This is a genomic window from Actinokineospora spheciospongiae (assembly GCF_003182415.1).
GTDB classification, from domain to species: Bacteria; Actinomycetota; Actinomycetes; order Mycobacteriales; family Pseudonocardiaceae; genus Actinokineospora; species Actinokineospora spheciospongiae.
This window is the reverse complement of record NZ_QHCP01000001.1, coordinates 650,745-674,112: the sequence shown is the minus strand read 5'-3', so window position 1 is coordinate 674,112 and position 23,368 is coordinate 650,745. Positions and strand designations below refer to the sequence as shown.

Annotated in this window: 16 protein-coding genes and 1 pseudogene; 6 read left to right on the top strand and 11 right to left on the bottom strand. The window is 72.8% G+C overall.

Annotated features, from left to right (window positions below; genetic code table 11):
- Positions 1 to 11: 11 nt before the first annotated feature.
- A pseudogene (locus DFQ13_RS02860) lies at positions 12 to 7,988 on the bottom strand (amino acid adenylation domain-containing protein); the annotation flags it as partial.
- A gap of 135 nt (positions 7,989 to 8,123) precedes the next feature.
- Positions 8,124 to 9,479 (bottom strand): serine hydrolase domain-containing protein, encoded by a 1,356-nt coding sequence (locus tag DFQ13_RS02855; RefSeq protein ID WP_110078665.1) that lies wholly within the window; start codon positions 9,477 to 9,479, stop codon positions 8,124 to 8,126.
- A gap of 429 nt (positions 9,480 to 9,908) precedes the next feature.
- On the opposite strand from DFQ13_RS02855, the gene DFQ13_RS02850 reads away from it, so the two are divergent.
- Positions 9,909 to 10,118 carry an MbtH family protein gene (locus DFQ13_RS02850; protein WP_035278874.1) on the top strand — a complete coding sequence of 70 codons (210 nt, stop codon included), beginning with the start codon at positions 9,909 to 9,911 and terminating at the stop codon, positions 10,116 to 10,118.
- Positions 10,119 to 10,880: 762 nt separating this feature from the next.
- Here the strand turns inward: DFQ13_RS02850 and DFQ13_RS02845 are convergent.
- The gene (locus DFQ13_RS02845; RefSeq protein WP_110078664.1) at positions 10,881 to 12,098 is read right to left on the bottom strand and encodes a cytochrome P450; all 1,218 of its coding nucleotides are present in this window, start codon (positions 12,096 to 12,098) and stop codon (positions 10,881 to 10,883) included.
- A 9-nt stretch (positions 12,099 to 12,107) separates the two neighbouring features.
- Positions 12,108 to 12,875: a TetR/AcrR family transcriptional regulator gene (locus DFQ13_RS02840; protein WP_181399804.1), complete on the bottom strand. Its 768-nt coding sequence runs from the start codon at positions 12,873 to 12,875 to the stop codon at positions 12,108 to 12,110.
- Between the two features lie 169 nt (positions 12,876 to 13,044).
- On the opposite strand from DFQ13_RS02840, the gene DFQ13_RS02835 reads away from it, so the two are divergent.
- From DFQ13_RS02835 to DFQ13_RS33520, 3 genes are all read left to right on the top strand, one after another.
- The gene (locus tag DFQ13_RS02835) at positions 13,045 to 13,458 is read left to right on the top strand and encodes a nuclear transport factor 2 family protein (RefSeq protein ID WP_084175292.1); all 414 of its coding nucleotides are present in this window, start codon (positions 13,045 to 13,047) and stop codon (positions 13,456 to 13,458) included.
- 102 nt (positions 13,459 to 13,560) lie between these two features.
- Entirely contained in the window at positions 13,561 to 14,421 is an 861-nt protein-coding gene (locus DFQ13_RS02830) for an ATP-binding cassette domain-containing protein (RefSeq protein ID WP_110078662.1), read from the top strand.
- Positions 14,418 to 15,080, top strand: a complete 663-nt coding sequence (locus DFQ13_RS33520; RefSeq protein WP_035278878.1) for a hypothetical protein — start codon at positions 14,418 to 14,420, stop codon at positions 15,078 to 15,080. The genes DFQ13_RS02830 and DFQ13_RS33520 overlap by 4 nt, the downstream gene beginning before the upstream one ends.
- 28 nt (positions 15,081 to 15,108) lie before the next feature.
- Here the strand turns inward: DFQ13_RS33520 and DFQ13_RS32935 are convergent, their stop codons facing one another.
- The gene (locus DFQ13_RS32935; protein WP_146241061.1) at positions 15,109 to 15,753 is read right to left on the bottom strand and encodes a hypothetical protein; all 645 of its coding nucleotides are present in this window, start codon (positions 15,751 to 15,753) and stop codon (positions 15,109 to 15,111) included.
- A gap of 192 nt (positions 15,754 to 15,945) precedes the next feature.
- The gene (locus DFQ13_RS02815; RefSeq protein ID WP_181399803.1) at positions 15,946 to 17,448 is read right to left on the bottom strand and encodes a SulP family inorganic anion transporter; all 1,503 of its coding nucleotides are present in this window, start codon (positions 17,446 to 17,448) and stop codon (positions 15,946 to 15,948) included.
- A gap of 162 nt (positions 17,449 to 17,610) precedes the next feature.
- Here DFQ13_RS02815 and DFQ13_RS02810 point away from each other — a divergent pair, with 162 nt between their 5' ends.
- On the top strand, positions 17,611 to 18,003 hold the full coding sequence (locus DFQ13_RS02810; RefSeq protein WP_407643120.1) for a MerR family transcriptional regulator: 393 nt from the start codon (positions 17,611 to 17,613) through the stop codon (positions 18,001 to 18,003).
- A gap of 949 nt (positions 18,004 to 18,952) precedes the next feature.
- Here the strand turns inward: DFQ13_RS02810 and DFQ13_RS02795 are convergent.
- On the bottom strand, positions 18,953 to 19,111 hold the full coding sequence (locus DFQ13_RS02795) for an SAM-dependent methyltransferase (protein ID WP_110078660.1): 159 nt from the start codon (positions 19,109 to 19,111) through the stop codon (positions 18,953 to 18,955).
- A 76-nt stretch (positions 19,112 to 19,187) separates the two neighbouring features.
- Here DFQ13_RS02795 and DFQ13_RS02790 point away from each other — a divergent pair, with 76 nt between their 5' ends.
- Positions 19,188 to 19,559 (top strand): PLD nuclease N-terminal domain-containing protein, encoded by a 372-nt coding sequence (locus DFQ13_RS02790; protein WP_110078659.1) that lies wholly within the window; start codon positions 19,188 to 19,190, stop codon positions 19,557 to 19,559.
- Between the two features lie 180 nt (positions 19,560 to 19,739).
- Here DFQ13_RS02790 and DFQ13_RS02785 read toward each other — a convergent pair whose 3' ends face one another.
- The 4 genes from DFQ13_RS02785 to DFQ13_RS02770 are packed head-to-tail and all read right to left on the bottom strand — an operon-like array spanning position 19,740 to position 23,054.
- Complete coding sequence (locus DFQ13_RS02785; protein WP_110078658.1) at positions 19,740 to 20,240, bottom strand: NUDIX hydrolase; 501 nt, start codon at positions 20,238 to 20,240, stop codon at positions 19,740 to 19,742.
- A gap of 40 nt (positions 20,241 to 20,280) precedes the next feature.
- Positions 20,281 to 20,919: a dTMP kinase gene (locus DFQ13_RS02780; protein ID WP_110078657.1), complete on the bottom strand. Its 639-nt coding sequence runs from the start codon at positions 20,917 to 20,919 to the stop codon at positions 20,281 to 20,283.
- Positions 20,909 to 22,396: a B12-binding domain-containing radical SAM protein gene (locus DFQ13_RS02775; protein ID WP_110078656.1), complete on the bottom strand. Its 1,488-nt coding sequence runs from the start codon at positions 22,394 to 22,396 to the stop codon at positions 20,909 to 20,911. Before DFQ13_RS02775 ends, DFQ13_RS02780 begins: the two co-directional genes overlap by 11 nt.
- Complete coding sequence (locus DFQ13_RS02770; RefSeq protein WP_219994235.1) at positions 22,374 to 23,054, bottom strand: DNA glycosylase family protein; 681 nt, start codon at positions 23,052 to 23,054, stop codon at positions 22,374 to 22,376. The genes DFQ13_RS02775 and DFQ13_RS02770 overlap by 23 nt, the downstream gene beginning before the upstream one ends.
- Positions 23,055 to 23,368 lie beyond the last annotated feature (314 nt).

Below are 23,368 nucleotides of genomic sequence, written 5' to 3'. Positions count from 1 at the left end.
CTTTCCCTGGGTCAGTTGCGCTCGTCGCCCGCGGCCGCGGACTCGAGTTCGGACAGGATGGATTCCTCGACCGCGCGGGCCAGGGCCGCGACGGTGTGGCAGCCGATGACCTCGCGCAGCGAGATGTCGACGTCGAAGGTCTCGCGCACCTTGGTGGTGACGTGCAGGCTGAGGATCGAGTCGCCGCCGAGGGCGAAGAACTCGTCGTCGACCCCGACCTCGTCCACCGCCAGCACCTCGGTCCAGATCTCGGCGATCAGCGTCTCGGTGATCGTCCGCGGCGCCTGGTGCCGCGCCACCGTCACCTGCTCGTCCGCGAAGACGGCCACACCGTTGCCGGTGGCAGCGGGCCGCATCGGCTCGCCGAGGGAGTCGAGCAGGGTCCGCAGCGACTGGTACGGGTCGGTCACCGCGGCGTCGAGCAGCACGCCCAGGCGCCTGCCCATCTCCTCGACGGTGGCCGCGTCGAACACGGCCGGGTCGTAGGTGAAGGCGAAGGTCAACTGGTCCCCGGGGTAGACGATGACGCTCATCGGGTAGTTGGTGGTCTCCACCGCGCGCACGTCGCCCAGCCGCAGCCCGTGCTCGGCGGCGGCCTGGTCGTCGATCGGGTAGTTCTCGAACACCACCAGGCTGTCGAACAGGTTGGCCCGCCCGGTGACGCCGCTGAGCCCGCGCAGTTGGTTCAGCGGCACGTAGCCGAACCGCCGCGACTCCACCTGCGCCAGTTGCAGGCGTTGCAGCCACGGCACCAGCCGCGCCCTCGGGTCGGCCTCGGCGAGCACCGGCATGGTGTTGATGCAGATGCCGATGATCTCGTCCACCCCGGGCAGCTCGTCTGGCCTGCCGGACACGGTGCTGCCGAAGCACACCTTCTGCTGACCGGCGCAGTCGGCGAGCAGCAGCGCCCACGCGCCCTGCACGACGGCGTTGCCGGTCAGCCGGTTGGCCCGGCCCAGCTCGGCGACCCGCTCGCTGGTGCTCTCCGAGAGCCGGACGGTGATCCGCTCGGTGGAGCGCTGGCCGTGGCTGGTCGTGGCGACCCGGTCGACCGGCAGCGGGGTGGGCTCGGTCAGCCCGGACAGCAGGCCGCTCCAGTGCTCCCGCGCGGCGTCGCGGTCCTGGCGCCCGAGCCAGGCCACGTAGTCGCGGAACGGCCGCCGCAGCACGGGGTCGCCCGCCCCGGGGTGGCCGGTGAGCCGGGCGTGCTCGGCGAAGACGTCGGTGAGCACCCGGAACACGCTCCACCCGTCGAGCAGCAGGTGGTGGAAGGTCCACACCACGCGCACCTCGTCGGCGGAGAGCCGGGCGATCCGCAGCCGCATCAGCGGGGGCGCGGTGAAGTCAAGCTCGTCGCCGCGGTCCTGGGCCAGCAGCTCGCCCAGCCGCTGCTCGCGCCACGGTTCCGGCTGCGCGGTCCAGTCCTCGTGCGCCACCGGCACCCGCCCGGAGCGGTGCACCACCTGCACGGGTTCGGGGAGGTTTTCCCAGGCCACGGCGGTGCGCAGCACGGGGGTGCGGTCGACGACCCGCTGCCACGCGTCGGCGAGCAGGGCGGGGTCGCCCACCCCGGCCAGCGTGCAGGTGACCTGCTCCAGGTACAGGCCCTCGCCCTCCTGGGCGAGGCTGTGGAACAGCATGCCGCTCTGCATGGGGGTCAGCGGGTAGACGTCCTCGACCGTGCGGCCGGTGCCGACGATCCGGTCGACGGCGGCCTGGTCCAGGCGGGCCAGCGGGAAGTCCGACGGCGTGCAGCCGCCCGCCCCCGGCTCGGCGCAGTGCGCGACCAGCGCGCGCAGCCGGGCGAGCATGGCCTCGGCCAGCGCGCGCACCGTCTCCCCGTCGTGCAGCTCCGCGGAGTGGAACCAGGTGAACTCCAGCCCGGAGCGGTCGGCGCGGCCGACGACCTCCAACTGGTGCGCCCTGGTCGCGGCCGGGTCCTCGTCGAGGCCCAGCGGCCCGGCGGGGGCGCTGTAGAGGCCGTCCACCACGCCCGCGGTGTCGAACTGGCCCAGATAGTTGAACGAGACCTGCGCCTGACCGGTCCCGGTGGTGCGGTCGCCGAGGTAGCGCAGGGCGCCGTGGCCGACGCCGCGACCGGGCACCGCCCGCACCTGCTCCTTGACCGACTTGAGCAGCGCGCCGGGCTCCTGGCTGCCGGACAGGTCCAGCGCGACCGGGAACAGCGTGGTGAACCAGCCGACCGTGCGGGACAGGTCGACGTCGTCGAACAGTTCCTCGCGGCCGTGGCCCTCCAGGTCGACCAGGACGCGCGGCGAGCCGGTCCAGTCGGCCAGGGCCTGGCCGAGCGCGGTCAGCAGGACCTCGTTGATCTGGGTGCGGTACACCGAGGGCACCCGGTTGAGCAGCGCCCTGGTCTCGTCCCGGTCCAGTCGGACGGTCACCGAGCGGGTGGAGGCGACGGTGTTGGCGCCCGTGCCGTCGGTGGGCAGGGCGGGTTCCGCGCCGGGGCACACCGCGGCCCAGTGGTCGAGTTCGGAGTCGAAGCCGCCGCTCGCGGTGTGCTCGGTGAGGCGACGGGCCCACGCCTGGAACGACGTGCTCTTCTCGCCCAGGTCGACCGGGCGCCCCGCCGCCGCCTGCCGGTAGCCGGTGTCCAGGTCGGCGAGCAGGACCCGCCACGACACCGCGTCCACCACCAGGTGGTGCACGGCGAGGAACAGCAGCGGCACCCGGTCGGCGCCCCGGTCGAGCAGCGCCACCCGCAGCAGCGGGCCCGCCACCGGGTCCAGCTCGGCGAGCAGCCGCTCCTTGGCCGCGGCGGTGCCCGCCTCGTCGGCCACCTCGACCCGCGCGAAGACCTGCCCCGCCTCGGACGGGGCGTTGTACTGCCGCCACCCGCCCTGCTCGCGGTCGAACCGGATGCGCAGCGCGTCGTGCTGGGCGAGGACCGCGGCCAGCGCCGCGCGCAGCGCCGCCTCGTCCACCCCCGGGGTCAGCTCCACGTCCAGGTACTGGCTGAACCGCGTCGTGCCCGCCGGGTGGCGCTCGAAGAACCAGTGCTGGATGGGGGTGAGCGGGGCGGCGCCGACGACCAGGCCCTGCTCGGCCGAGGTCGTGGTGGACCCGACCACCGGTGCCAGCGCGGCGACGGTCTGGTGCAGGAAGATGTCCTTCGACGTCAGGTCCATGCCGAGCCTGCGGGCCTCGGCCACCACCTGGATGCTCATGATCGAGTCGCCGCCGAGCTCGAAGAAGTTGTCGGTGACCCCGACCGCGTCGAGCCCGAGCACCTTGGCCCACAGCCCGGCCAGCGCCTCCTCGGCCGGGGTGCGCGGCGCGACGTGGGCGCGGTCGACCGCGCCCACCGCCCGGGGCGCGGGCAGCGCGCGGCGGTCCACCTTGCCGTTCTGGCTCAGCGGCAGCGCGCTGAGCACCTCGAACGACGACGGGATCAGGTAGTCGGGCAGCTCGTCGGCGAGGAACGCGACCAGCTCGGCGGGCATCGGCGCCTGCTCACCCGGTTCGAACACCAGGTGGCAGACCAGGCGCGCGGAGGCGTCCGGCTGCCGGTGCGCGGTCACCACGGCCTCGGCGACGGCGGGGTGGCGCGTCACGACCTCCTCGACCTCGCCCACCTCGACCCGGAAGCCGCGGATCTTGACCTGGTCGTCGGTGCGGCCGACGAAGCACAGCACCCCGTCGCCGCGCCAGCGCACCAGGTCGCCGGTGCGGTACATGCGGGCGCCGGGCTCGAACGGGCAGGCCACGAACCGCTCGGCCGTGGCACCCGGGCGCCCGAGGTACCCGCGGGCCACGCCGTCACCGGTGATGTACAGCTCGCCGGTCACCCCGGCGGGGACGGGCCGCAGGTTCGCGTCCAGCACGAAGATCCGCATCCCGGTGAACGGGCGGCCGATCGGCGGCACGTCCTCCACCGCGTCGACCGACGGCATCGGGTGCAGGGTGGTGAACGTGGTGGCCTCGGTCGGGCCGTACCCGTCCGCCACGACCAGGCCGGGGCAGGCGGCCAGCACGCGGCGGACCGCGGCGCCGGGCACCACGTCGCCACCGGTCCACACCTGGCGCATCCCGGCCAGGCTGTCCGGGTCCTCCCTGGCGATCATCCGGAACAGCCCGGCGGTCAGCCACATGCCGGTGACCCCGTGCTCGGCCACCATCCGGCGCAGCACGTCGGCGGTGAGGTCGACCGGCGGGGCGACCACGACCCGGCCGCCGCGCAGCAGCGCCACCCACATCTCGTAGGTGGAGGCGTCGAAGGCCAGCGGCGAGTGCAGCAGCACCCGCTCGTGGCCGCCGCCGGAGAAGTGCGCGTCGGCCACCCGCCGGACGATGTCCTGGTGGGTCACCGCCACGCCCTTGGGGGTGCCGGTGGAGCCGGAGGTGTAGAGCACGCAGGCCAACTGCCGGGGCAGCGGCCGGGTGCCCGGGGCGCCCACCGGCACGTCGGCACCGGTGTCGGCGGAGTCGAGGGTGGGGCCGTCGTGCAGGTCGGCGGCCACGTCGGCGAGCGCGGCGTCGCGGATCACCAACCGCACCCCGGCCTCGTCGAGCAGCCTGCGCAGCCGCGAGCGCGGGGCGCGCAGGTCCAGCGGCAGGTAGGCGGCCCCCGCCTTGAGCACGGCGAGGACGACGACCAGGTAGTGCGCGGACCGCTCGGCCAGCAGGCCCACCCGGTCCTCCGGCCGCACGCCCGCCGCCACCAGGCGGTGCGCCAGCCGGTCGGACCGCTCGTCCAACTCGCGGTAGGTCAGCGACCCGGAGTCCCCCACCACCGCGACCTCGTCCGGGGTGGCCGCCGCGACGCGGGAGAACACCGCGGGCACCGAAACGTCCACACTGGACTCGTCCGGCTCCGGCGACGACCCGCTCCAAGGACCCAGGATCTGCGCGCGCTCGTCGTCGGGCATGACCCCGAGCTCGGCCATCCGCCGCTGCGGCGCCGCGGCCACCGCCTCCAGCAGCACGTGCAGCCGCCCGGCGATGCGGTCGACGGTGGCCGCGTCGAACAGGTCGGTGTTGTACTCCACCACCAGGTTCAGCGCGCCGTCCTTGGGCCAGAACTCCACGACCAGGTCGAAGCGGGCCGACGGGCGGGGCAGGTCCTGCTCCTCGATGTCCAGCCCGGCCGCGGCGCGGCTGCCCGCCCAGTCCTCCTGGAGCACCACCAGGGCCTGCACCAGCGGGCTGGCCGCGGCGTCGCGCTCGGGCTGCAACAGGTCCACGAGCCGGTCGAAGGGCAGCTCGTCGTGGGCGAAGGCCGACAGCACGGTCTCCCGCACCCGCGCGAGGTGGTCGCTGAACGACCGCTCCTCGTCCACGGTGGAGCGCAGCACGACGGTGTTGACGAAGAACCCGACGACCTGCTCCCACTCGGCGCGACCGCGGCCGGAGGTGGCCGCGCCGACCGCGATGTCGCGCTGCCCGGTGTGGCGGGTCAGCAGGAGCTGCACCGCGGCGACCAGGTTGGCGAACAGCGTCGCGTCGTTCTCCCTGGCGACCGAGGTCAGCCGCTCGACCAGGTCGGCGGGCAGCGCCCGGCGGCGGATCGCGCCCGCGGACGTGCGCACCGGGGGGCGCGGGCGGTCGGTGGGCAGGTCCAGCGGCACCAGCCCGGCGAGCTGCTCGCGCCAGTAGGCCAGGTCCTCGTCCAGGGTGCCGTCGTCGAGCCGACCGCGCTGCCAGGCGGCGAAGTCCGCGTAGTCGACCGCCCGCCGGACCGGCGCGGGCTCCTCGCCGAGGCGGAACGCGCCGTAGAGGTCCACGAGTTCGTCGATGAGAATCCGCACCGACCAGCCGTCGGTGATGATGTGGTGCTGGTGCAGCGCGAACACGTGCTCGGCGGCATCGAGCCGGACCAGCAGCGCCCGCGCCAGCGGGCCGGTGCCGAGGTCGAACGGCTGCGCGCCGTGCTCGGCCAGCACCGCCTCCAGGGCCGCCGGGCGTTCGGCGGCGGGGACGGCGGACAGGTCGACCTCGCGCAGCGGCAGGTGCCCCGACGGGTGCACCACCTGCACGCCGTGCCCGTCGGCGGACTCGAACGTGGTGCGCAGCGACTCGTGCCCGCGCACCAGCTCGGCCAGGGCCCGGCCCAGCGCGGCGGTGTCCAGCGCGCCGGTGAGGCGCAGGCCGATGCCGGTGTTGTTCTCGGTGCCGCCGGGGGCGAACTGGTCGACGAACCACAGCCTGCGCTGAGCCGAGGACAGCGGCAGCGGCTCGTCCCGCGCGACGGTGGGGATGACCCCGCCCGACCTGGTGGCCGCGCCGCCTGCGACCAGCTCCGCGAGCCCGGCGACGGTCCTGGTGTCGAACACCGCGCGGGCCGACAGCTCGACGCCCAGCGCGCTGCGCAGCCGCGCGAGCACCCGGAAGGCCTGCACGGAGTCGCCGCCGACGGCGAGGAAGTCCTCGTGCGCGCCGACCGCGTCGACGCCGAGCACGTCGGCCCAGACGCCCGCGATGGTCCGCTCCAGGTCGGTGCGCGCCAGGTCGCCGGTGACCCGCCGGGTGCCGGAGGCGGGGGACGGCAGCGCCGCGCGGTCCAGCTTGCCGTTGGGGGTCAGCGGGAACCGCTCCAGCACGACGAACGCGGCGGGGACCATGTAGTCCGGCAGGGCCGCCGCGGCGGCGGCCCGCAGGCCCGCCACGTCGACCGAGGCGACGTCGCCCACCGGGGTCACGTACGCGACCAGGCGCTTGACCCCGGGCTGGTCCTCGCGCGGGACGACCACGGCGGCGCTGATCCCCGGCCGCTCGGCCAGGACGGCCTCGATTTCACCCGGTTCGATCCGGAAGCCGCGGATCTTGACCTGGTGGTCGGCCCGGCCCACGAACTCCAACTGGCCGTCCGCGCCCCAGCGGGCGATGTCGCCGGTGCGGTACATCCGCTCACCGGGGGCGCCGTGGGGGTTGGCCACGAACCGCTGCGCGGTCAGCGCGGACCGGCCCAGGTAGCCGCGGGCCAGGCTGGGCCCGGCCACGTACAGCTCGCCGGGCGAGCCGACGGGGACCGGGGCCAGCTTGTCGTCGAGCAGGTGGACCTCGGTGTCGCGGATCGGGCGGCCGATCGGCGTTCCCCGGCCGGGCTCCAGCGGCTCGCTCCAGGTGGCGACCACAGTGGACTCGGTGGGGCCGTAGGCGTTGATCATGCGCCTGCCCGGGGCCCAGCGGTTCACCAGGTCCGCGGTGCACGCCTCGCCGCCGACGATCAGCGTGCGCAGCCCGGGCAGCGGCACGACCGGCATGGTGGCCAGCGCCACCGGGGGGATCAGGGTGTGGCTGATCTCGCCGTCGGCCATGACCTCGGCCAGCGCGTCGCCGAGCAGCGGGCCCGGCGGCGGCACCACCAGGGCCGCGCCCGCGGGCAGCGACATGCACAGCTCCAGCACCGACGCGTCGAAGCTGGGCGAGGCGAACTCCAGCACCCGGTCGCCCTCGACGACGCCGAAGTGCTCGATCTCGGCGGCGGAGAAGGACGCCAGACCGCGGTGGGTGACCACCACGCCCTTGGGCTTGCCGGTCGAACCGGAGGTGTAGATCAGGTAGGCGGGCTGCGCCGGGTGCCGCCCGGCGGGCAGCTCGGCGTCCTCGACGGGGGTGCCGGGGGTGCGGTCGAGTTCGGCGCGAACGTCGTCGGCGTCCACCAGCACGGCGGTCACGTCGGCGGGGACCGAGGACGCCACGTCGGAGCGGGTGAGCACCAGCACGGGCCGGGCGTCGTCGAGCATGAACGCGATCCGGTCGGCCGGGTAGGTCGGGTCCACCGGCAGGAAGGCCGCGCCGGACTTCGCCACGGCCAGCTCGGCCACGATGATGTCGACCGAGCGCGGCAGCGCCAGGGCCACGATCCGCTCCGGGCCCGCGCCCCGGCGCAGCAGCGCCCTGGCCAGCCGGTTGGCCCGGTCGTCGAGTTCGGCGTAGCTGAGCTGCCCGCCGTCGTGGATGACCGCCGCGGCGTCGGGGGTGCGCCGGGTCTGGGCCTCGACCAGGTCGGCCAGGGTGCCGGGGGATGCGTGGTCGCCCGCCAGGGTGGTGGTCGGGTACGTGCGCGCGTCGCGCATCGCCGCTCCTTTGTCCGAGAGGTGCCGTCTGCGGCCGAGGTCGTGGGTGCCCGCCGGTGCGGTCGGGCGCGGGGCAAGGCGTCAGGGCTGGTGCGCGGGCGCCGCGGCGGGGGCCGCGCGGCTGGCCAGGCGGCCGGTGACCTGGAGCCGGTCGACGCGGCCGGTGACCGGGTCGCGCAGGAACCGCCCCTCGTGCGGGGGGCCCGCGGAGACGGTGTCGTGCATGGTGAAGCCGAGGTCCGGTCGCAACCGCAGGACCGCCACCGCGACCCCGTCGACCGCGAGGCTCAGTTGGTCCCCGTCGTCGCCGACCAGGTACTCGGTGGCGCCGTTGCGGTAGCTGCCCACGCACTCGGCGGGCGGTGGGTGCGGCGGGCCGGAGGGGGGTGGCCCCTGGTCGGCGACGGGGACGCCGAGCGCGCGCAGCTCGCCGACCAGCGCCCGCCAGAGCGCGGCGCCGGTGCTGGCGTTGGTCACCAGCGCCACCACCGCGTCCTGCTCGGGCTGGATGCGCAGGTGGGCCGAGGTCCCGTCGCCGGTGCCGTCGTGGCCCCACCACGGCGGGCCACCGTCGGTGAACGCCGCCAGCCCCGGGCCCCAGCCCGCCGCCAACCCGTAGGGCTCGGCCGCGGGTGCGGGCTCGCGCATCGCCCGGGCGGTCGCGGCGGGCAGCAGCCCGTCGAGGTCCGGGTCCGCGGCCGCGGCCTCGGTGTGCAGGCGGGCGAAGGCCACGAGGTCGTCGGCGCTGAGCGCGAGCGCGCCCGCGGCGGCCTCCGCTGCCGACAGCGTCTGCCGGACCGGCCTGGTCCGGCCGTCGAGCCCGCCGACGACGTGACCGGGGGCGAAGTCCTCCTCGCCGGGGCCCGCCCCGACCACGAACGCCGGGCGGATGCCCAGCGGGGTCAGCAGGACGGTCCGCACCGCTTCGGCCCAGGACATGCCGGTGACGTCGCTGATGAGGTGCCCGGCGAGGACGTAGCCCGCGTTGGAGTAGGAGAAGCCCGAGCCGGGCGGGAGGACGAGGTCCGTCGAGCGCGCGTGCTCCACCAGGTAGCGCAGGGGCGAGGCGGTGTGCGCGGGATCGGTGGCACCCGCGGCGGCCAGCCCGCCGGTGTGGCTGAGCAACTGGCGCGGCGTCGCGGCGGCCACCGGGTGCTCCCGCAGTTGCGGGACGTGCGGACCGATCGGCTCGTCGAGGTCGAGGTCACCGTCGGCGGCCAGGACCATGACGAGGGTGGCGGTGACGGCCTTGGTGACCGAGGCGATCGGGAACCTGGTCGCGGTGGTCACCGGGCGCCCGCCCTCGTGGCGGTCACAGCCGGTCACCACCGAGGTGGTCGCACCCCGCAGGCGCACGGTGAGGGCGGCGCCGGGTACGCGGTGTTCCCCGGCGAGTTCGCCGAGCATCGCGGAAAGGTTGAGGGAATCAACGGACATGTCGAGTCTGTCTGCGTCGGTCGTATCGAACTGATCGGGCAAGGGGTCGCCACTCCGTGGGTGTGAAGGACATGTGCACGTCCCCTTCCACTCGACGCACTCGGGGGATCAGCCCATCCTGGTGACCGGCGGAAGAATTTGCTACCGCCGATCGGAGCAACATTTCCTCCTCATTAAGTCGGTCCGATCGCTCGTTTTGTCGTAAATAACCAACGACCACGCCCAGTTTTTCGTGTGCTGTCGCGCACCACCTCCCCGGGCGTCGAACCGCAATTCACCGGCAGCAACACCCGAAGCCGTTCCCGGCTCGTCTCCCGACAGGTCGCACACCGCACGGCGACTTCGCTACACTTCATCGGCTCGCTGTCGAAGCAGCCCGGAGCTCCTCCCCGCACCGCTCCCCGGAAACCAACAGAAGGATCTCGCGCGATGAGCAACCCATTCGAATCCGATGACGCGAACTACCTGGTGCTGGTCAACGACGAGGGTCAGCACAGCCTGTGGCCGGAGTTCGTCGACGTCCCGGCGGGCTGGCACGTGCGCCGGGGGCCGGACAGCAGGCAGGCCGCGCTCGACTACATCGAGGCCGAGTGGACCGACATGCGACCTGCGAGTTTGCGCGCGGCCATGGGTGCGTGACGACCACCGCGGGCCCGCGGTGGTCCGGGCGCGCCCGCGCCCGGGCCACCCGCCCGCCCCTGCGGCCCACCACGGGACCACCCGCGCTCCCCCGAGTCGAGCCCACCGGTGGCGCGACCACCGGACATAAACGTGCCACGTCCTCACAAAAGCGTGACAACGTGGCTTTGTGAGTTTTCATCACCCGATTGCCGCAAAGGAACCGGCGTCCGCAGACGCATCGGCGTGTCGCCACACTCCGGAAACTCATTCACATTGAAGACGTGAATAATTCACGCGTTGGCCCGCAACTTGTCAGTCATATGCAAACCGCGGCACTCGATGCACATTCGACCAATGCGCCGCAGCGATCGAGCCGGGAAATCGACCGGCGAAAGCACACAGCCGGTGGGGTACGCGGAAGCGACTCATGAATGAATGCGCGGTCCACCCCGGGACTCGCGCAGGAAAACAGCAGCCCACGACTGCGCGGGCGCGGGCCGCTCCTGGTGATTGGACACGACCCCCTCGGCCGCACGAACGATCACACCACCTGAAAGAAACGCCCTCCCGTCGAAGTGTGCCGCGACCCACGCGGGCCGGTCCCGGTGTCGGTTGCACCGACAACCACTCCGTCCCGCCCACGCGAGGGGGCGACAACCTCGGGTTACCCAACTTGAGGCTCACTCTAACCGATCGGAGAGTGATGCGTGGCACAGTTGTCTGCACGTGCGAATGGCCCGGCAGGCGGGTGTGCCTGCCGGGCCATTCGGGTGAGTCGGGTCAGCGGGGCTGGACCAGCACGGGCACCGACTTGGCGCCCAGGAGCGCGTGCACGTCGAAGAAGTCGATCTCCCCCTGCGGGTCCACCCGGATGTCGCGGTAGCGGTCCAGCAGCATGTTCACCGCGATCTTGGCCTCCAGCCGGGCCAGCGGGGCGCCCAGGCAGAAGTGGATGCCGTGGCCGAACCCCGCCTGCTTGGCGGACTCGCGCCGGGGGTCGAAGACCTCGGGGTCGGTGAACACCGACTCGTCCCGGTTGGCCGAGGCCAGCCACGCGAACACGATCTGCCCGGCCGGGATCGTCGTGCCGCTCAGCTCGACGTCGGCCGTGGTGAGCCGGGCCAGCTTGGTGAACGGCGGGCGCATCCGCAGCACCTCCTCCAGCATCCCCGGCACCAGGTCGCGGTCCGCCCGCAGGTCCTCGACCACCTCCGGCGCCGAGTCCAGGCACAGCAGGGTGTTGCCGAGCAGCGCGGTCGTGGTGATGTGGCCCGCCAGCAGCAGCAGCGCGGTGAACCAGACGATCTCGTCGTCGTCCAGCGAGCGCCCGTCCACCTGCGTGTCGACCAGCGCGGTGACCAGGTCGTCGGTCGGCTTCACCCGGCGCCTGCGCACGTGCTCGAGCATGTAGGCGCCCATCTCCCGGACCGTGGGCGCGATCGCGGCCACCTGGTCGCCGAGGGCGTCGAGCAGCGGTTCGTCGGCCGGGGGCTCGTTGTTGAGCAGGACGTCGGCCCAGCGCTGGAAGGTCTCCCGGTCGGAGCTGGGGATGCCGATCATCTCCGAGATCACGATGACCGGCAGCGGGTAGCTCAGCTCGTGGACCAGGTCGAACCGCTCGCGCCCGGCCAGCCCGTCGAGCAGTTCCGCGGTGACCTCGGTGATGCGCGGTGCCAGCTCGGCGACGAACTTCGGGGTGAAGGCCTTGCTGACCAGACCGCGCATCTGCCGGTGCAGGGGCGGATCGATGCTGATCAGGTTGCCCTTGGCGATCTTGTCGATGTCCGGGTCGCTGGGCACCAGGGCGGACATGTCGCTGGAGAACGTCGCCGGGTCGGCCAGGATGCGGGTGACGTCCTGGTGGCTGAACGCCTCCCACGCCTGGATGCTCTCGTTGAACACGACCGGCTCGTGGGCCCGGTGGTGGGCCAGCCGGGTGAACAGGTCGACCAGGTCGGCGGGCTCGGTGGGACGGGGGCCGTTGGATAAGGAGGTCATGGTTTCCTCTCAGCGGGCGGTGCCCGCGGTCGTGTCGGTCGCGCTCGGGGTCGTGCTGCCGAGCGGGCTGTCGGGTCGGCGGTCGCCGAACCGGTGGCGGGCGTGGGCGTCCCGCAGTTCCTCCAGGTCGGCGATCACCCGGGGGGCGAGCTGCCGCAGCACCCGCGCGTCGGGCCGCCGATCGGGCTCGAAGGCCGCCCGCAGCGTGTTCGCCAGCGCCCGGGCGCGACGGGCGTCCGAGGCGGGCACGTCGTCGGCGGTGACCGGGCCGGTGAGGTTGAACCCGGTGATGACGCAATTCACCGCGTACGCCTGGTCGTCGAGGTCGGTGTCCGCGCGCACCAGGCCGTGCTCGCGCAACCGGGCGAGGTAGGAGCGCAGGAAGGCGTCCTGCCTGCCCTCGTCCATGGTGCTCGCGTGCCGGGCCAGGTTGCCCAGCAGCTCGCCGTCGCCGCTGTAGACCGCGCGCAGCAGCGGCCGGTCGAGCACCACCTCGAAGCACACCCGCTGCATCCGGTGCAGGAGCACGACCTCGGGGTCGGCCCGCATCCGGTCCAGCAGCGCGTCGACCATGGCGATGGACTCGCGCAGCAGCACCGCGACGAACAGCGATTCCCTGGTGCGCCAGTGCAGGTAGAGCGTGCCCTTGCCGACCCCGGCGGTGCGGGCGACGTCCTGCATCGTCACCCGCTGGTAGCCCCACCGCAGGATGAGCCCGCCCGCCGCGTCCAGGATGCGTTCGGCGCGCTCGGCGTGGTCGGCCCCGGTGTCGCTCACCCGAGCGCCCCCAGGACGTTTGACCGTTCTGGTTTTTTGGTCACGACCGACCCTAAGCGCCCGAGCCCCCGTCGGACAACAGCCAATCCCGAGCCCACTTGGAACGGTGCGGAACCCTTGCCCAGCGTCCGTTCGGCGCTATCGGCCGGGGCGCGGGCTCGGCTAGGGTCTGGCGGTTCGGTCGGGGACCGCAGCGGCGAGGAGATCCGACATCGACGCCATCACAGCCCTGGTCCACTCGTACTACGTCCGAGTCGACTCCGGCGATCCCACCCTGTTCGACCTCTTCCACGACGACATCCGCTACAAGCGCCCCGGCTACCCGACGATCACCGGGCTGGTCGACCTCCGGGCCTTCTACCGCTCCACCCGCCTGGTCGACCACGGCCGCCACCACACCCTGTCGGTGTTCCGGTCGGGCGAGCAGGCCGCGGTGGAGGGCCGGTTCACCGGGTCACTGCGCGACGGGTCCACAGTGGACCTCAGGTTCAGCGACTTCTTCGACACCGTCGCCCACCCACCCGGCGAGCACGGCGCCCTCATCCTCTCCCGCCGCACCTACTTCGACGACACCCGGGTCTGACCCCCGGGGTCACACCCCGTCCTCACCGACCATGTCCTAGGGTCGGCCCCCCGGCGCACACCGATCGCAGACCGGTGGCGCACCGCGGTGGGAGGGGCGTCCGTGCGGCTGCGTGGTGTCGGCAAGCGGTACTCCGGCGGCAGGCCGGTGCTGCGCGGGGTGGACCTAGACCTCGTGCCCGGTGAGGTGCTGGCCGTGACCGGGGGCAACGGCTCTGGCAAGTCGACCCTGCTGCGGATCGTGGTGGGCGCGACCCGCCCGAGCAGCGGGCGGGTGCTCGACCGGCCGCGGCAGGTCGGGTACGTGCCGGAGCGCTTCCCGTCCGACGAGCGGCTGACCGCCCGCTCGTACCTGGCGCACATGGGCAGGCTGCGCGGGCTGGGCACGGCCGAGGCCGTCGAGCGCGGGTCGGGGCTGCTGGATCGGCTCGCGCTCGTCGGCGGCGCCGACACCCCCCTGCGCGGGTTGTCCAAGGGGAACCTGCAGAAGGTGGCGGTGGCGCAGGCCCTGGTGGTGCCACCCGCGCTGCTCGCGCTGGACGAGCCGTGGTCCGGCCTGGACCGCGCCGCGCACGGGGTGTTGGGCGAGGTGATCGCCGAGGTCGCGGCGGAGGGCGGCGCGGTGGTGTTCACCGACCACCGCGAGTCCGTGGTGGCGATCACCGCGGACCGCGTCTGCCAGGTGCGGGAGGGGCGCGCCTCGGTGGTGGACGTCGACCCCGCCGACCGGGTCGCCGTCACCCGCGTGGTGCTGCGCCCGCCCCGGCTGCCGGGGCCACCGCTGGCCGACCCGCTGCTGCGCGGGGTGTTCGACGCGCGCGACGACGGTGGTCTCGTCGTGGTGCGGGTGGCCGGTGAGCACGCCGACGGGTTCCTGCTGGCCGCGTTGCGGCAGGGGTGGTCGGTGGTGCGGGTGGACGAGGCGGCCCGTGCGCACCGACCGGAACACGGGGGGCTCCGGTGATCGCCCTCGTCCGCTACACCGCCGCGGTCATGTTCCACTCCCAGCGGTACCTGCCGCCCGCGTTGGTGTTCATCGCGTGCATGGCCCTGTTCGCCAACGACGCGGGCGCGCAGCCGGTGGTGCCGATCTTCGCGCCGATGACCGCGGTGGCGGTGGTCTGCTCCGCGTGGTCGACCGCCGCGCTGATCGCCGTGGAGGACCCGGTGCAGCGCGCGATCACCGCCGTGAACACCGGCCGCTCCTGGGCGCTGCTGGTCGCGGTGGTCGTCGTGGTGCTGCTGACCTCGGCGGTGCTGGCCGGGCTGGTGGTGGTGCTGCCCGGGGTGCTGGGCAACGACCGGGTCACCGCCCTGGACCTGGCGACCGGCGCGCTGGCGCTGCTGGCCGCGGCCTGCCTGGGCACCGCCATCGGCATGGTCACCTCGCGGCTGGTGATCCGCAGGCCGGGGTGGTCGCTGCTGGCCGCGCTGCTGCTGCTGGTCGTCGTGCTGCTCACGCGCGGGCTGCCGCCGATCAACCCGCTGGTCCTGCTGCTCGCGCGCACCGAGTCGGCCACCGCGGGCGTGTTGGCCACGACCGCGTGGAGCGCGGTCGTGGCCGTGGTGGTGCTGCTGCTGTGCGCCGTGGTCACCCAGGTCGTCGCGACCCGCCGGGACTGAGCGGCGGCGACCCGGGCGACCGGCCGGGTCAGGGGGCGCTGGAACCCGTCGGCGGCGACGACGTCGGCCGGGCCGGGGACGTGCCGGAGCTGCTCGGCGCCGACGAGGACGCGGCCGAGGTCGGTGCCGGGGACGACTGCCCCGCGCCGTTGGTGATCAGGTTCCGCAGCGGTTCGGCCGCCGGTTCGGCCGAGTTCCGGACGCAGTCCACCTTCTCCGGGCTGCCCAGGACAGCGGTGTCCTTCGCACCGACGTCCACCAGCGCGGTCACGGCCTTGATGCCGGACTTGACCCGGGTGCCCGCGCACGGGTCGGTGAGGAGTTCACCGATCAGGGCGGTCGGGGCGGCGGCGCGGGCGCCCGCCGGGGCCGTCGCCTGGTCGACCAGGGCCTTGATCGGGTTGGTCGCGGCGGCGGCGGCTTCGGCGAAGCAGGTGCCGCTGCCCGGGGCCTGCAACCGGGCCAGGTCGCGGGGGACCTCGATCGCGGCGAGGCCGGGCAGGGCGGGCAGCTCGGTGGTGGGGGTGCCGAGGCACTCGGCGGTGGTGCGGGCGACCAGGGCCCACGGCGCGTCGGCCGTGGCGGCGGGCGGGGCGGCGGCGGCGAGCGCGGTGGCGCCACCCAGGAGGCCTGCGGTGACGGCGCAGGCGGCGAGAGCCCTACGGGTTGGCAACGAGTGCTCCTCTGTGGGTCGCTGTCGGGGCGGGCGGGTCCACCCGGGCCGCCGACGCGCGGGCGCGGGACGAGGACCGCCGGTGCTGCGCCGCCTCGACCTCCGCCCTGACCGCCGCCTCGGGGTCCGGTGAGGACGGTCCGGGGGTTCCCGCCCGGCGACCGGCTTGAACCGGGTGTCACCCGGTCGGGTTCAGCCGTTCCCGGCGAGTTCCCCGGTGAGCCTGCCGTGCATCGTCGCGCTCGGGGTGTTCAGGCCGACGATCTCCACGGTCTTGCCGCAGGCCGCGTACTTGGTGGTGATCGCGTCCAGCGCGGCGACCGACGAGGCGTCCCAGATGTGCGCGGCGGTCAGGTCGACCACGACCCGGTCGGGGTCGCCCGCGTAGTCGAACCGGTACACCAGGTCGTTGCTGGAGGCGAAGAACAGCTCGCCGGTCACCGCGTAGACGACCCGGCCGCCGTCCGGGTCGGGCAGCGGGGTCACCTCGACCAGGTGCGCGACGCGGCGGGCGAAGATCACCATCGCGGTGATGCTGCCGACCACCACCCCGATCGCCAGGTTGTCGGTCGCCACCACGACGGCGACGGTGACGACCATGACGCCGATCTCCCCGGCGGGCAGGCGCCGCAGCGTGGCGGGGGCGACGGAGTGCCAGTCGAAGGTGCCGAACGCGACCAGCACCATCACCGCGACCAGGGCGGCCATCGGGATGTCGGACACCAGCGGCCCGAACGCGATGCACAGCACCATCAGGAACGCCCCGGCGAGGAACGTCGACAGGCGGGTGCGGGCGCCGCCCGCCTTCACGTTGATCATCGTCTGGCCGATCATGGCGCAGCCGCCCATGCCGCCGAAGAACCCGGTGACGACGTTGGCGATCCCCTGGCCGATGGACTCGCGGGTCTTGTCGGAGTGGGTGTCGGTGATGTCGTCGACCAGCTTCGCGGTCATCAGCGACTCCATCAGCCCGACCAGCGCGAACGCCAGCGCGTACGGCGCGATGACGGCGAGGGTGGCCGGGGTGAACGGCACGTCGGGCAGGCCGGGCACCGGCAGCGAGGACGGCAGCTCGCCCTTGTCGCCGACGGTCGGCACGGCGATCCCGGCGCCCACGGTGAGCGCGGTCAGCGCCGCGATCGACACCAGCGGGGCGGGCACGGCCCGGGTGAGCCGGGGGAAGAACACCATCAGCAGCAGCGCCGCGCCGACCAACGGGTACACCGGCCACGGCACGTCGACGAGTTCCGGCACCTGGGCCAGGAAGATCAGGATCGCCAGGGAGTTGACGAACCCGACCATGACGCTGCGCGGCACGAACCGCATCAGCCGGGCCACCCCGAGGGAGCCAAGCACGACCTGGATCAGCCCACCGAGGATCACCGTCGCCACCAGGTACCCGAAGCCGTGCTCCCGGGCGAGCGGGGCGACGACCAGGGCGATGGCCCCGGTGGCGGCGGAGATCATCGCGGGCCGCCCGCCGACGAACGCGATGACCACGGCCATGGTGAACGAGGCGAACAGCCCCACCCGGGGGTCGACGCCCGCGATGATGGAGAACGAGATGGCCTCGGGGATGAGCGCCAACGCGACCACCAGTCCGGAAAGGACCTCGGTGCGCAGCACCTTCGGCGTCAGCCACGCGGGCCTGCGCCGGGACGGGGTGGGCAGGGGCGTCGGCGGTGGTGTCGTCAAGGGAGGAACCTGTCGTGCTCGGGTCGCCCGGGTGGGGCGCGGGTGGACTGCGGTTCGGAGTGGCGACCCGACCGACCCGGCGAACCCTACCCTCACGTTAGAATAGGGATTGACCGGGTGTGAGCGGTGACACCGCCCCCGGCGCGACGGGGGGTGGCAGTGGTGGGCGGACACGTGCACATCGGTGAGGTGGCCACCCGCACCGAGTTGTCACTGCGCACAATCCGCCACTACGAGGAGGTGGGCCTGGTCGTCCCGTCCGCGCGCACCCGAGGTGGCTTCCGGCTCTACACCGAGGCGGACATCGCCCGGCTGATGGTGATCCGCCGGATGAAACCGCTGGGCTTCACCCTCGACCAGATGCGCGAACTGCTCACCGCCACCGACCGCCTCGACGCCCCCGAACCGCTCGACCCCGGCGAACGCGCCACCCTCCTCGGCGTCCTGGCCGACTTCGAGCGAGCCGCCCAGCAGCGCTGCGACGACCTGCGGGTCCAGTTGGCCCGCGCCGAGGAGTTCGCCGCAACCCTGGCCGCCCGCCTGCCCACGGACTGAGCCGCACGGCTCTTGGCGTCGTTGATCGTCACCCCCGGTTCGGCGGCGTCGACCTGGCGGTTCACCCGTTGGTGGCCGGGGTACGTAGGCGCCGACCGGGCCGACGGAGGTGGTCACCATGAGTGACACACAGCTCCCGGCGCCACTCTCTCCTTCCTGCTGCCACGGCCGTCACACGCTCCCGATCTCGGGACCGGCCAGCACACCGAGGACATCACCGCGAGACGCCTGAAGCCGCGAGTCCTCGACCGTCGGGCGCACCGAGGCACCGCGAGTCGGCGCGGCCGACATCGGATTCGTCCGCCAGCGACTGGACTTCGGTGTGACGTACTTCTTCGCAGGCGGCGGCGCCGATGGAGGAGGACTGGTGGGCGCACCTCGCACGCACGATGCCAGCCCGCGCGCTGTCCTGGACACACCCCTACGAACTGGACCGCGTCGCCGCAGCCATCGCTCCCACCTGTTCCGGGATCGCGCAGCGGGCTCGCTTCCCGGCGATCTCCGCAACGGTCTACTCCTCGGCGGCCTTGTGATCATCCCAGGGCTCGGGCAGGAACAGCCGCCAGTCCACCGCCGAGGAGGTCCAGTCGGCGACCGGAGTCGACGATCACGGGCACCACGCGTATGCGATCCGCTGGGACGACGACACCGCCACCACCGCTCCGGTTCCTTCCGAGCTGGTGACCGTGATGCCACCGGAAATCCAGGCCACCCCTCGCTCGCGGAACCGGAACTCGGGTGCGCGGCGAACACCTACGCCGAGTTCCACCGCCCCAGCTTGTTTCGGCGGTTGGTCACTCGGGTGAACCAGCGTGGGCACACCGCAGGCTGATCCGCAATCAGACGATCACCAGGCAGCGGACCCGCCGAACGGACCCTGGCGGCTACTGGGGTTCGTCGGTGAGCAGGTGACACAGGAAGCGGTTCGGCGCGGCGAGGAATCCCCGGGTCAAGCTGACCGGCTCGGCCTCATCATAGGTGACCGGCAGGATCTCGCCGTCACCAGTCGCTCGGCGAAGGCGCGGGCTGCGACAAGGTTGCGAGCCCCGCCGAGCAGGTAGTCGTACACGCGCGCCGGGCGCGGCACCTCGGTTTCCGGGTTCACCATGTGGCCGACTCCGCGCGTTCCGGCGTCCGCGGCATTGCGCTACCCTGCGGTCACGAACCATGGGGGGTTTCCAGCGATGCTCTACTTCGGCGGTCTCTTCGGCCTTCTCACCCTGGGTCTGTGGCTGTTCTGTCTCGTCGACGTGATCACCACCGACGACGGCGACACCCGGCACCTGCCCAAGATGGCCTGGCTCCTGATAGTCCTGTTCTTCCCGCTCGCGGGTGCGATCGTCTGGCTGGTGGCGGGCAAGCCCCTCCGCGGGCCCGCCCGCCCGCGCGCCTACGAGCGGACGATGCCGCACTTCCCGGAGTATGACCGACCCGGCCGCTTCGCCGCCGGTGACGCCGAGTCCGACGCGGAGTTCCTGCGCCGCTGCCGCGAGCGCGCCGAGGAGCAGCGGAGCAAGGCCCGGAAGGCGGAGGGCAAGGACGGCGAGGCGCGGTAGCGGCTCCCGGTGAACCGCCCCACATCCGTGTTCCGGCCATGCCGCGCCGTCCGAGGCGATCGCAGTCCACTATCGCGTTGAAGTCGACGACCTGCGTGGCGACCTCGATGCTCGCGATTCCCGCTTGGACGACGCGCTCGACGATAGCGACGTACACCGGGACCTCAGCACCGGTCTCGGCTACTGACGACAGGGCCTTTGCCAACTCCGCTCGGGTACCAGCCGCGGCAATCCGCTGCTGGGTGAATCGTCCCAACCGATGACGGCGAAGGGGGTGCCGGAGGTGAACGCGCGGATGCCTGCCAGCGGGTACGGGATGACGTTGTCGGGCAGGTCGTGCAGCGGGAACCAGTCGATGCCCGCGCACTTCTCGGGTTCCCGGTTGGTCGGGGTACCGGTCCAACGGCGGGTGTGGAAGAAAACCCCGAGTCGCGGTGTCGGGCCGGAGTTGGCCACGTGCAGCACCGCCGCGTGTTCGAGGTCCTCGGGGTCGACGAGCACTCCGACCTCCTCGTGGGCTTCGCGCGCGGCCCCCGCGGGCAGTGCTTCGTGCGGGTCGAGCTTGCCGGAGGGCAGGTGCCACATCCCGTCGCCATAGGCGCCCCGGCGCCTGATGAGCAGCACGTGGTCGTCGTTGAGCAGGAGCACGTGGACGTCGATGATGGTGTACTGGTCTTCCATACCCGCGGTGTTCCTCTGCGTGAGCTGGTCGTCCCGCAGGCTACCGGGGGTGTGGGTTGACCCTTTCGGTGGACAGCATGGCCACGATGCCCTCGGTGATTGTGGTGGCCACCTCGTTCGGTGAGCTCGTGGTGGTGTCGACGCGCAGGACGGGAACACGGCGGTCGGTCAGCCAGGTGGCGGTCTGCTCGTAGCAGACGATCTCCTGAGCGGTGGAGCTCGGCCCCTGGTGGAATCGGCTGTGCGCGCCGCCGCGGGCGTGCACCCTCGTGGCGGCGACGCGCGGAGCGACGGTGAGCAGGACCGCGAGGTCGGGCAGGTCGACGTGGGCGTTGACGGCTTCGAGGAAGTCCAAGCGCACGCCGTCGATGCGTTGCAGCACGAGTGTGGAGGGCAGGTAGCGGTCGCACAGCACGATGTGCCCGCTGTCGCGTCGCGGTCGCAGTTCGGCGTCGAGGTGGTGGTAGCGGTCGGCGGCGACCAGGGATGCCAGGGCGTACCCGTGCAGCACGTCGGCGTGCGAGCGTGCCAGTTGGCCGATGGGCCCGCGGGAGGGTTCGGTCGTGGTGTGCACGAGGTGCCCGAGGGCCCTCAGGTGGTGTCCGACCAGGTCGATGACGGTGGTTTGCCCGCACCGGCGGGCCCGTCGATGCTGACGAGCATCCCGGTCATCGGGCAGCCTCTTTGCGGTCGTGTTGGGCGCGGGTCAGGGCGATGAGTGTGGTGCGCACGTAGTCCAAGGGCGCGGCGCTGAACTGGAGGTTGACCGAGAAGTTGAACTCGTCGCGTTCGCGCATGGACTCCTCCGCGCCGTCGGCGGTGAGGTCGACGGCGGTGTAGTCGAGCAGTTGGTCCTCGCTGTAGCGGCCGGTGGCCATGAGCCGGGTCCAGTCCGGGGTGCCGGGGTAGGGCCGGTACTCGAACGCCGAGGCCCGGAAGGTTCCCGGGTGGTTCTCGGTGGTGTCCCAGAGCCGGTGCACCAAGTCCACGGTGGCGTCGACCTCGTCGCTGGTCTCGGTGGGCAGACCCAGGATGAAGTAGCCCTTGACGTTGATCCCGCGCTCGGTCAGCCGTCGCACGACGCTCAGGGTGATGTCGGGGTCGATGCGCTTGTCGATGAGGTCCAGCATGCGCTCGCTGCCGGACTCGATGCCCAGTGCGACCTCGCGCAGCCCGTTGGTGCGCAGCGTGTCGAGGATGTTGTCGGGTTCGCGGTGCAGGACGTTGATGCGTCCGGTGGCGTCCCATGCCGCCCAGTCACCCATGTTCTCGGAACCGAAGGCGTCGGCCATGGTCCGGATGACCCGGCGGGCGCCGAGGAACAGGTCGTCGACGAAGCGGAACGCGGTCACACCGGTGCCGCGCAGTTCGTGCATCTCGGCGAGGATGTCGTCCGCGCTGCGGGTGCGGATGGTGACGTCGGGGTTGGCGCTGACCGCCGCACCGCAGAAGCTGCAGTCGTACGGGCAGCCGCGGGCGCCGACCATGTTCGCTTCGAGCCTGCCCCGGTCGGGGTGGGGGTCCTGGGTGAGGAAGCGGCGGTCCACGAACGGGAGCGCGTCGATGTCGGGTGCCAGCAGGTGGCTGGTGCCGGGCATGCCGCCGGTGACCGGGGTGCGGGTGATGGGGTCTCGCCACATCACCGCGGGCAGGCAGGCGCGGTCGCGGTGATCGTGCAGCAGGCGTTGCACCCTGCTCTCGCCTTCGCCGAGGACCAGGGCCTCGCAGCGGTGCATGCGCGGGTCGGTGAGGATGCGGGCGGGCATGGCCTTGGCCTGGTGGCCGCCGAGCAGCACTTTGATGTCCGGGTCGAGAGCGGAGGCGATGCGCGCGCTGATCTCGTAGGTCGGTGCCAGCAGGTTGAACCCGGCCCACCGCGGCGCGATGGTGTTGACCAGGTCGGCGGTGCGGGCGATGCCCAGGCCGTGCGCCTCGGCGTCGAGGACGCCGACGTTGAACCCGGCGCGGGAGGCGACGGTGGCGATGTAGGCCATGCCCAGCACCGGCAGGGTGAAGTCGTTCACCCGCGGGCGCTGCTCGTAGTCCCGCAGCGGAGCGTTGACGAACACGACGTCGACGGGGCGCGTCGGATCGGCACCGGAGATGTAGTGGAAGGAGGTGGACGAAGAGGGGTTACACGGCGACCCCTTGTGCATGGCGAACTCCCCAGGCCAAGGTCAACAAGGTCAGATCGGACAGGTGCTCCCCGGCCATCGACAGCCACCGGGCGGCGAACCCGGCGTCGTCGGCGGGCCAGTCGACGGAGGGGGCGAGACGGGCCGCCCAGGTGCGCACGGCCAAGTCCGAGTACGGGTAGAAATCGAAGCGGTTGGTGTGGTCGGCCACGGCGGCGTGCGCCGTCCAGGGGCCGATCCGCCGGATCGTGCGCAGCGCGGCGACCAGGTCGGCGCCCGGCAGGCCCGCCCAGTCCTGGTGGTGCTTGCTGACCGCTTCTGCCGCGGCTCGCAGCGCTGTGCGGAAGAACGTCATCCCGAGCCCGGCGAAGTCCTCGTCCGACAAGGTCAGGACGACTTCCGGCCGCGGGAACGCCCAGGCTGGTCCGGCGACGGTGTCCGTGCGCGTGCCGTGGGCTTCGCAGAAGGCGCGGTGCAACTTGCGGGCATGCCCGGCCTTGATGACCTGTCGAGTGATCGCCGTGCCCACCGCCTCCCACAGGTCGCCGGTGCGCACCCGCACCACCGGCCCGTCCGCGCGCAGCGGCTCCAGCAAAACCTCCGGCCCGCGCACCGCAGCCGGGTCGACGACATCGGCGACCACCGCCGCCGCACGGGGCACCTCCCGTGCGGCGACCACGATCGCAGTCGTCGCGGTCGAAGCACCGAAGGCACGAACCCAGGTCCCAGGCTCAGTGGACGACGGCCGCCAGGCCGGGTGGTCGGTCATCAACGTGACAGCTTGCACGGGGGTCCTCTCGACGCGGTGATCCGCCGCATTCTCTACGACTCCTCGAAGCGACTCGAACGGGTGACGGGGGTGACAAGCTCGCGGGTGAGCCTGCCTCGACATCAAGGGCCCCGGCCTTGGTCGACCAGGTGTTGTGCCAGTCCGCCAGCGGTTGTGCCGATGCGGCACAACCGCTGGACACCGCTCCCGCAGGGCCTACGCCG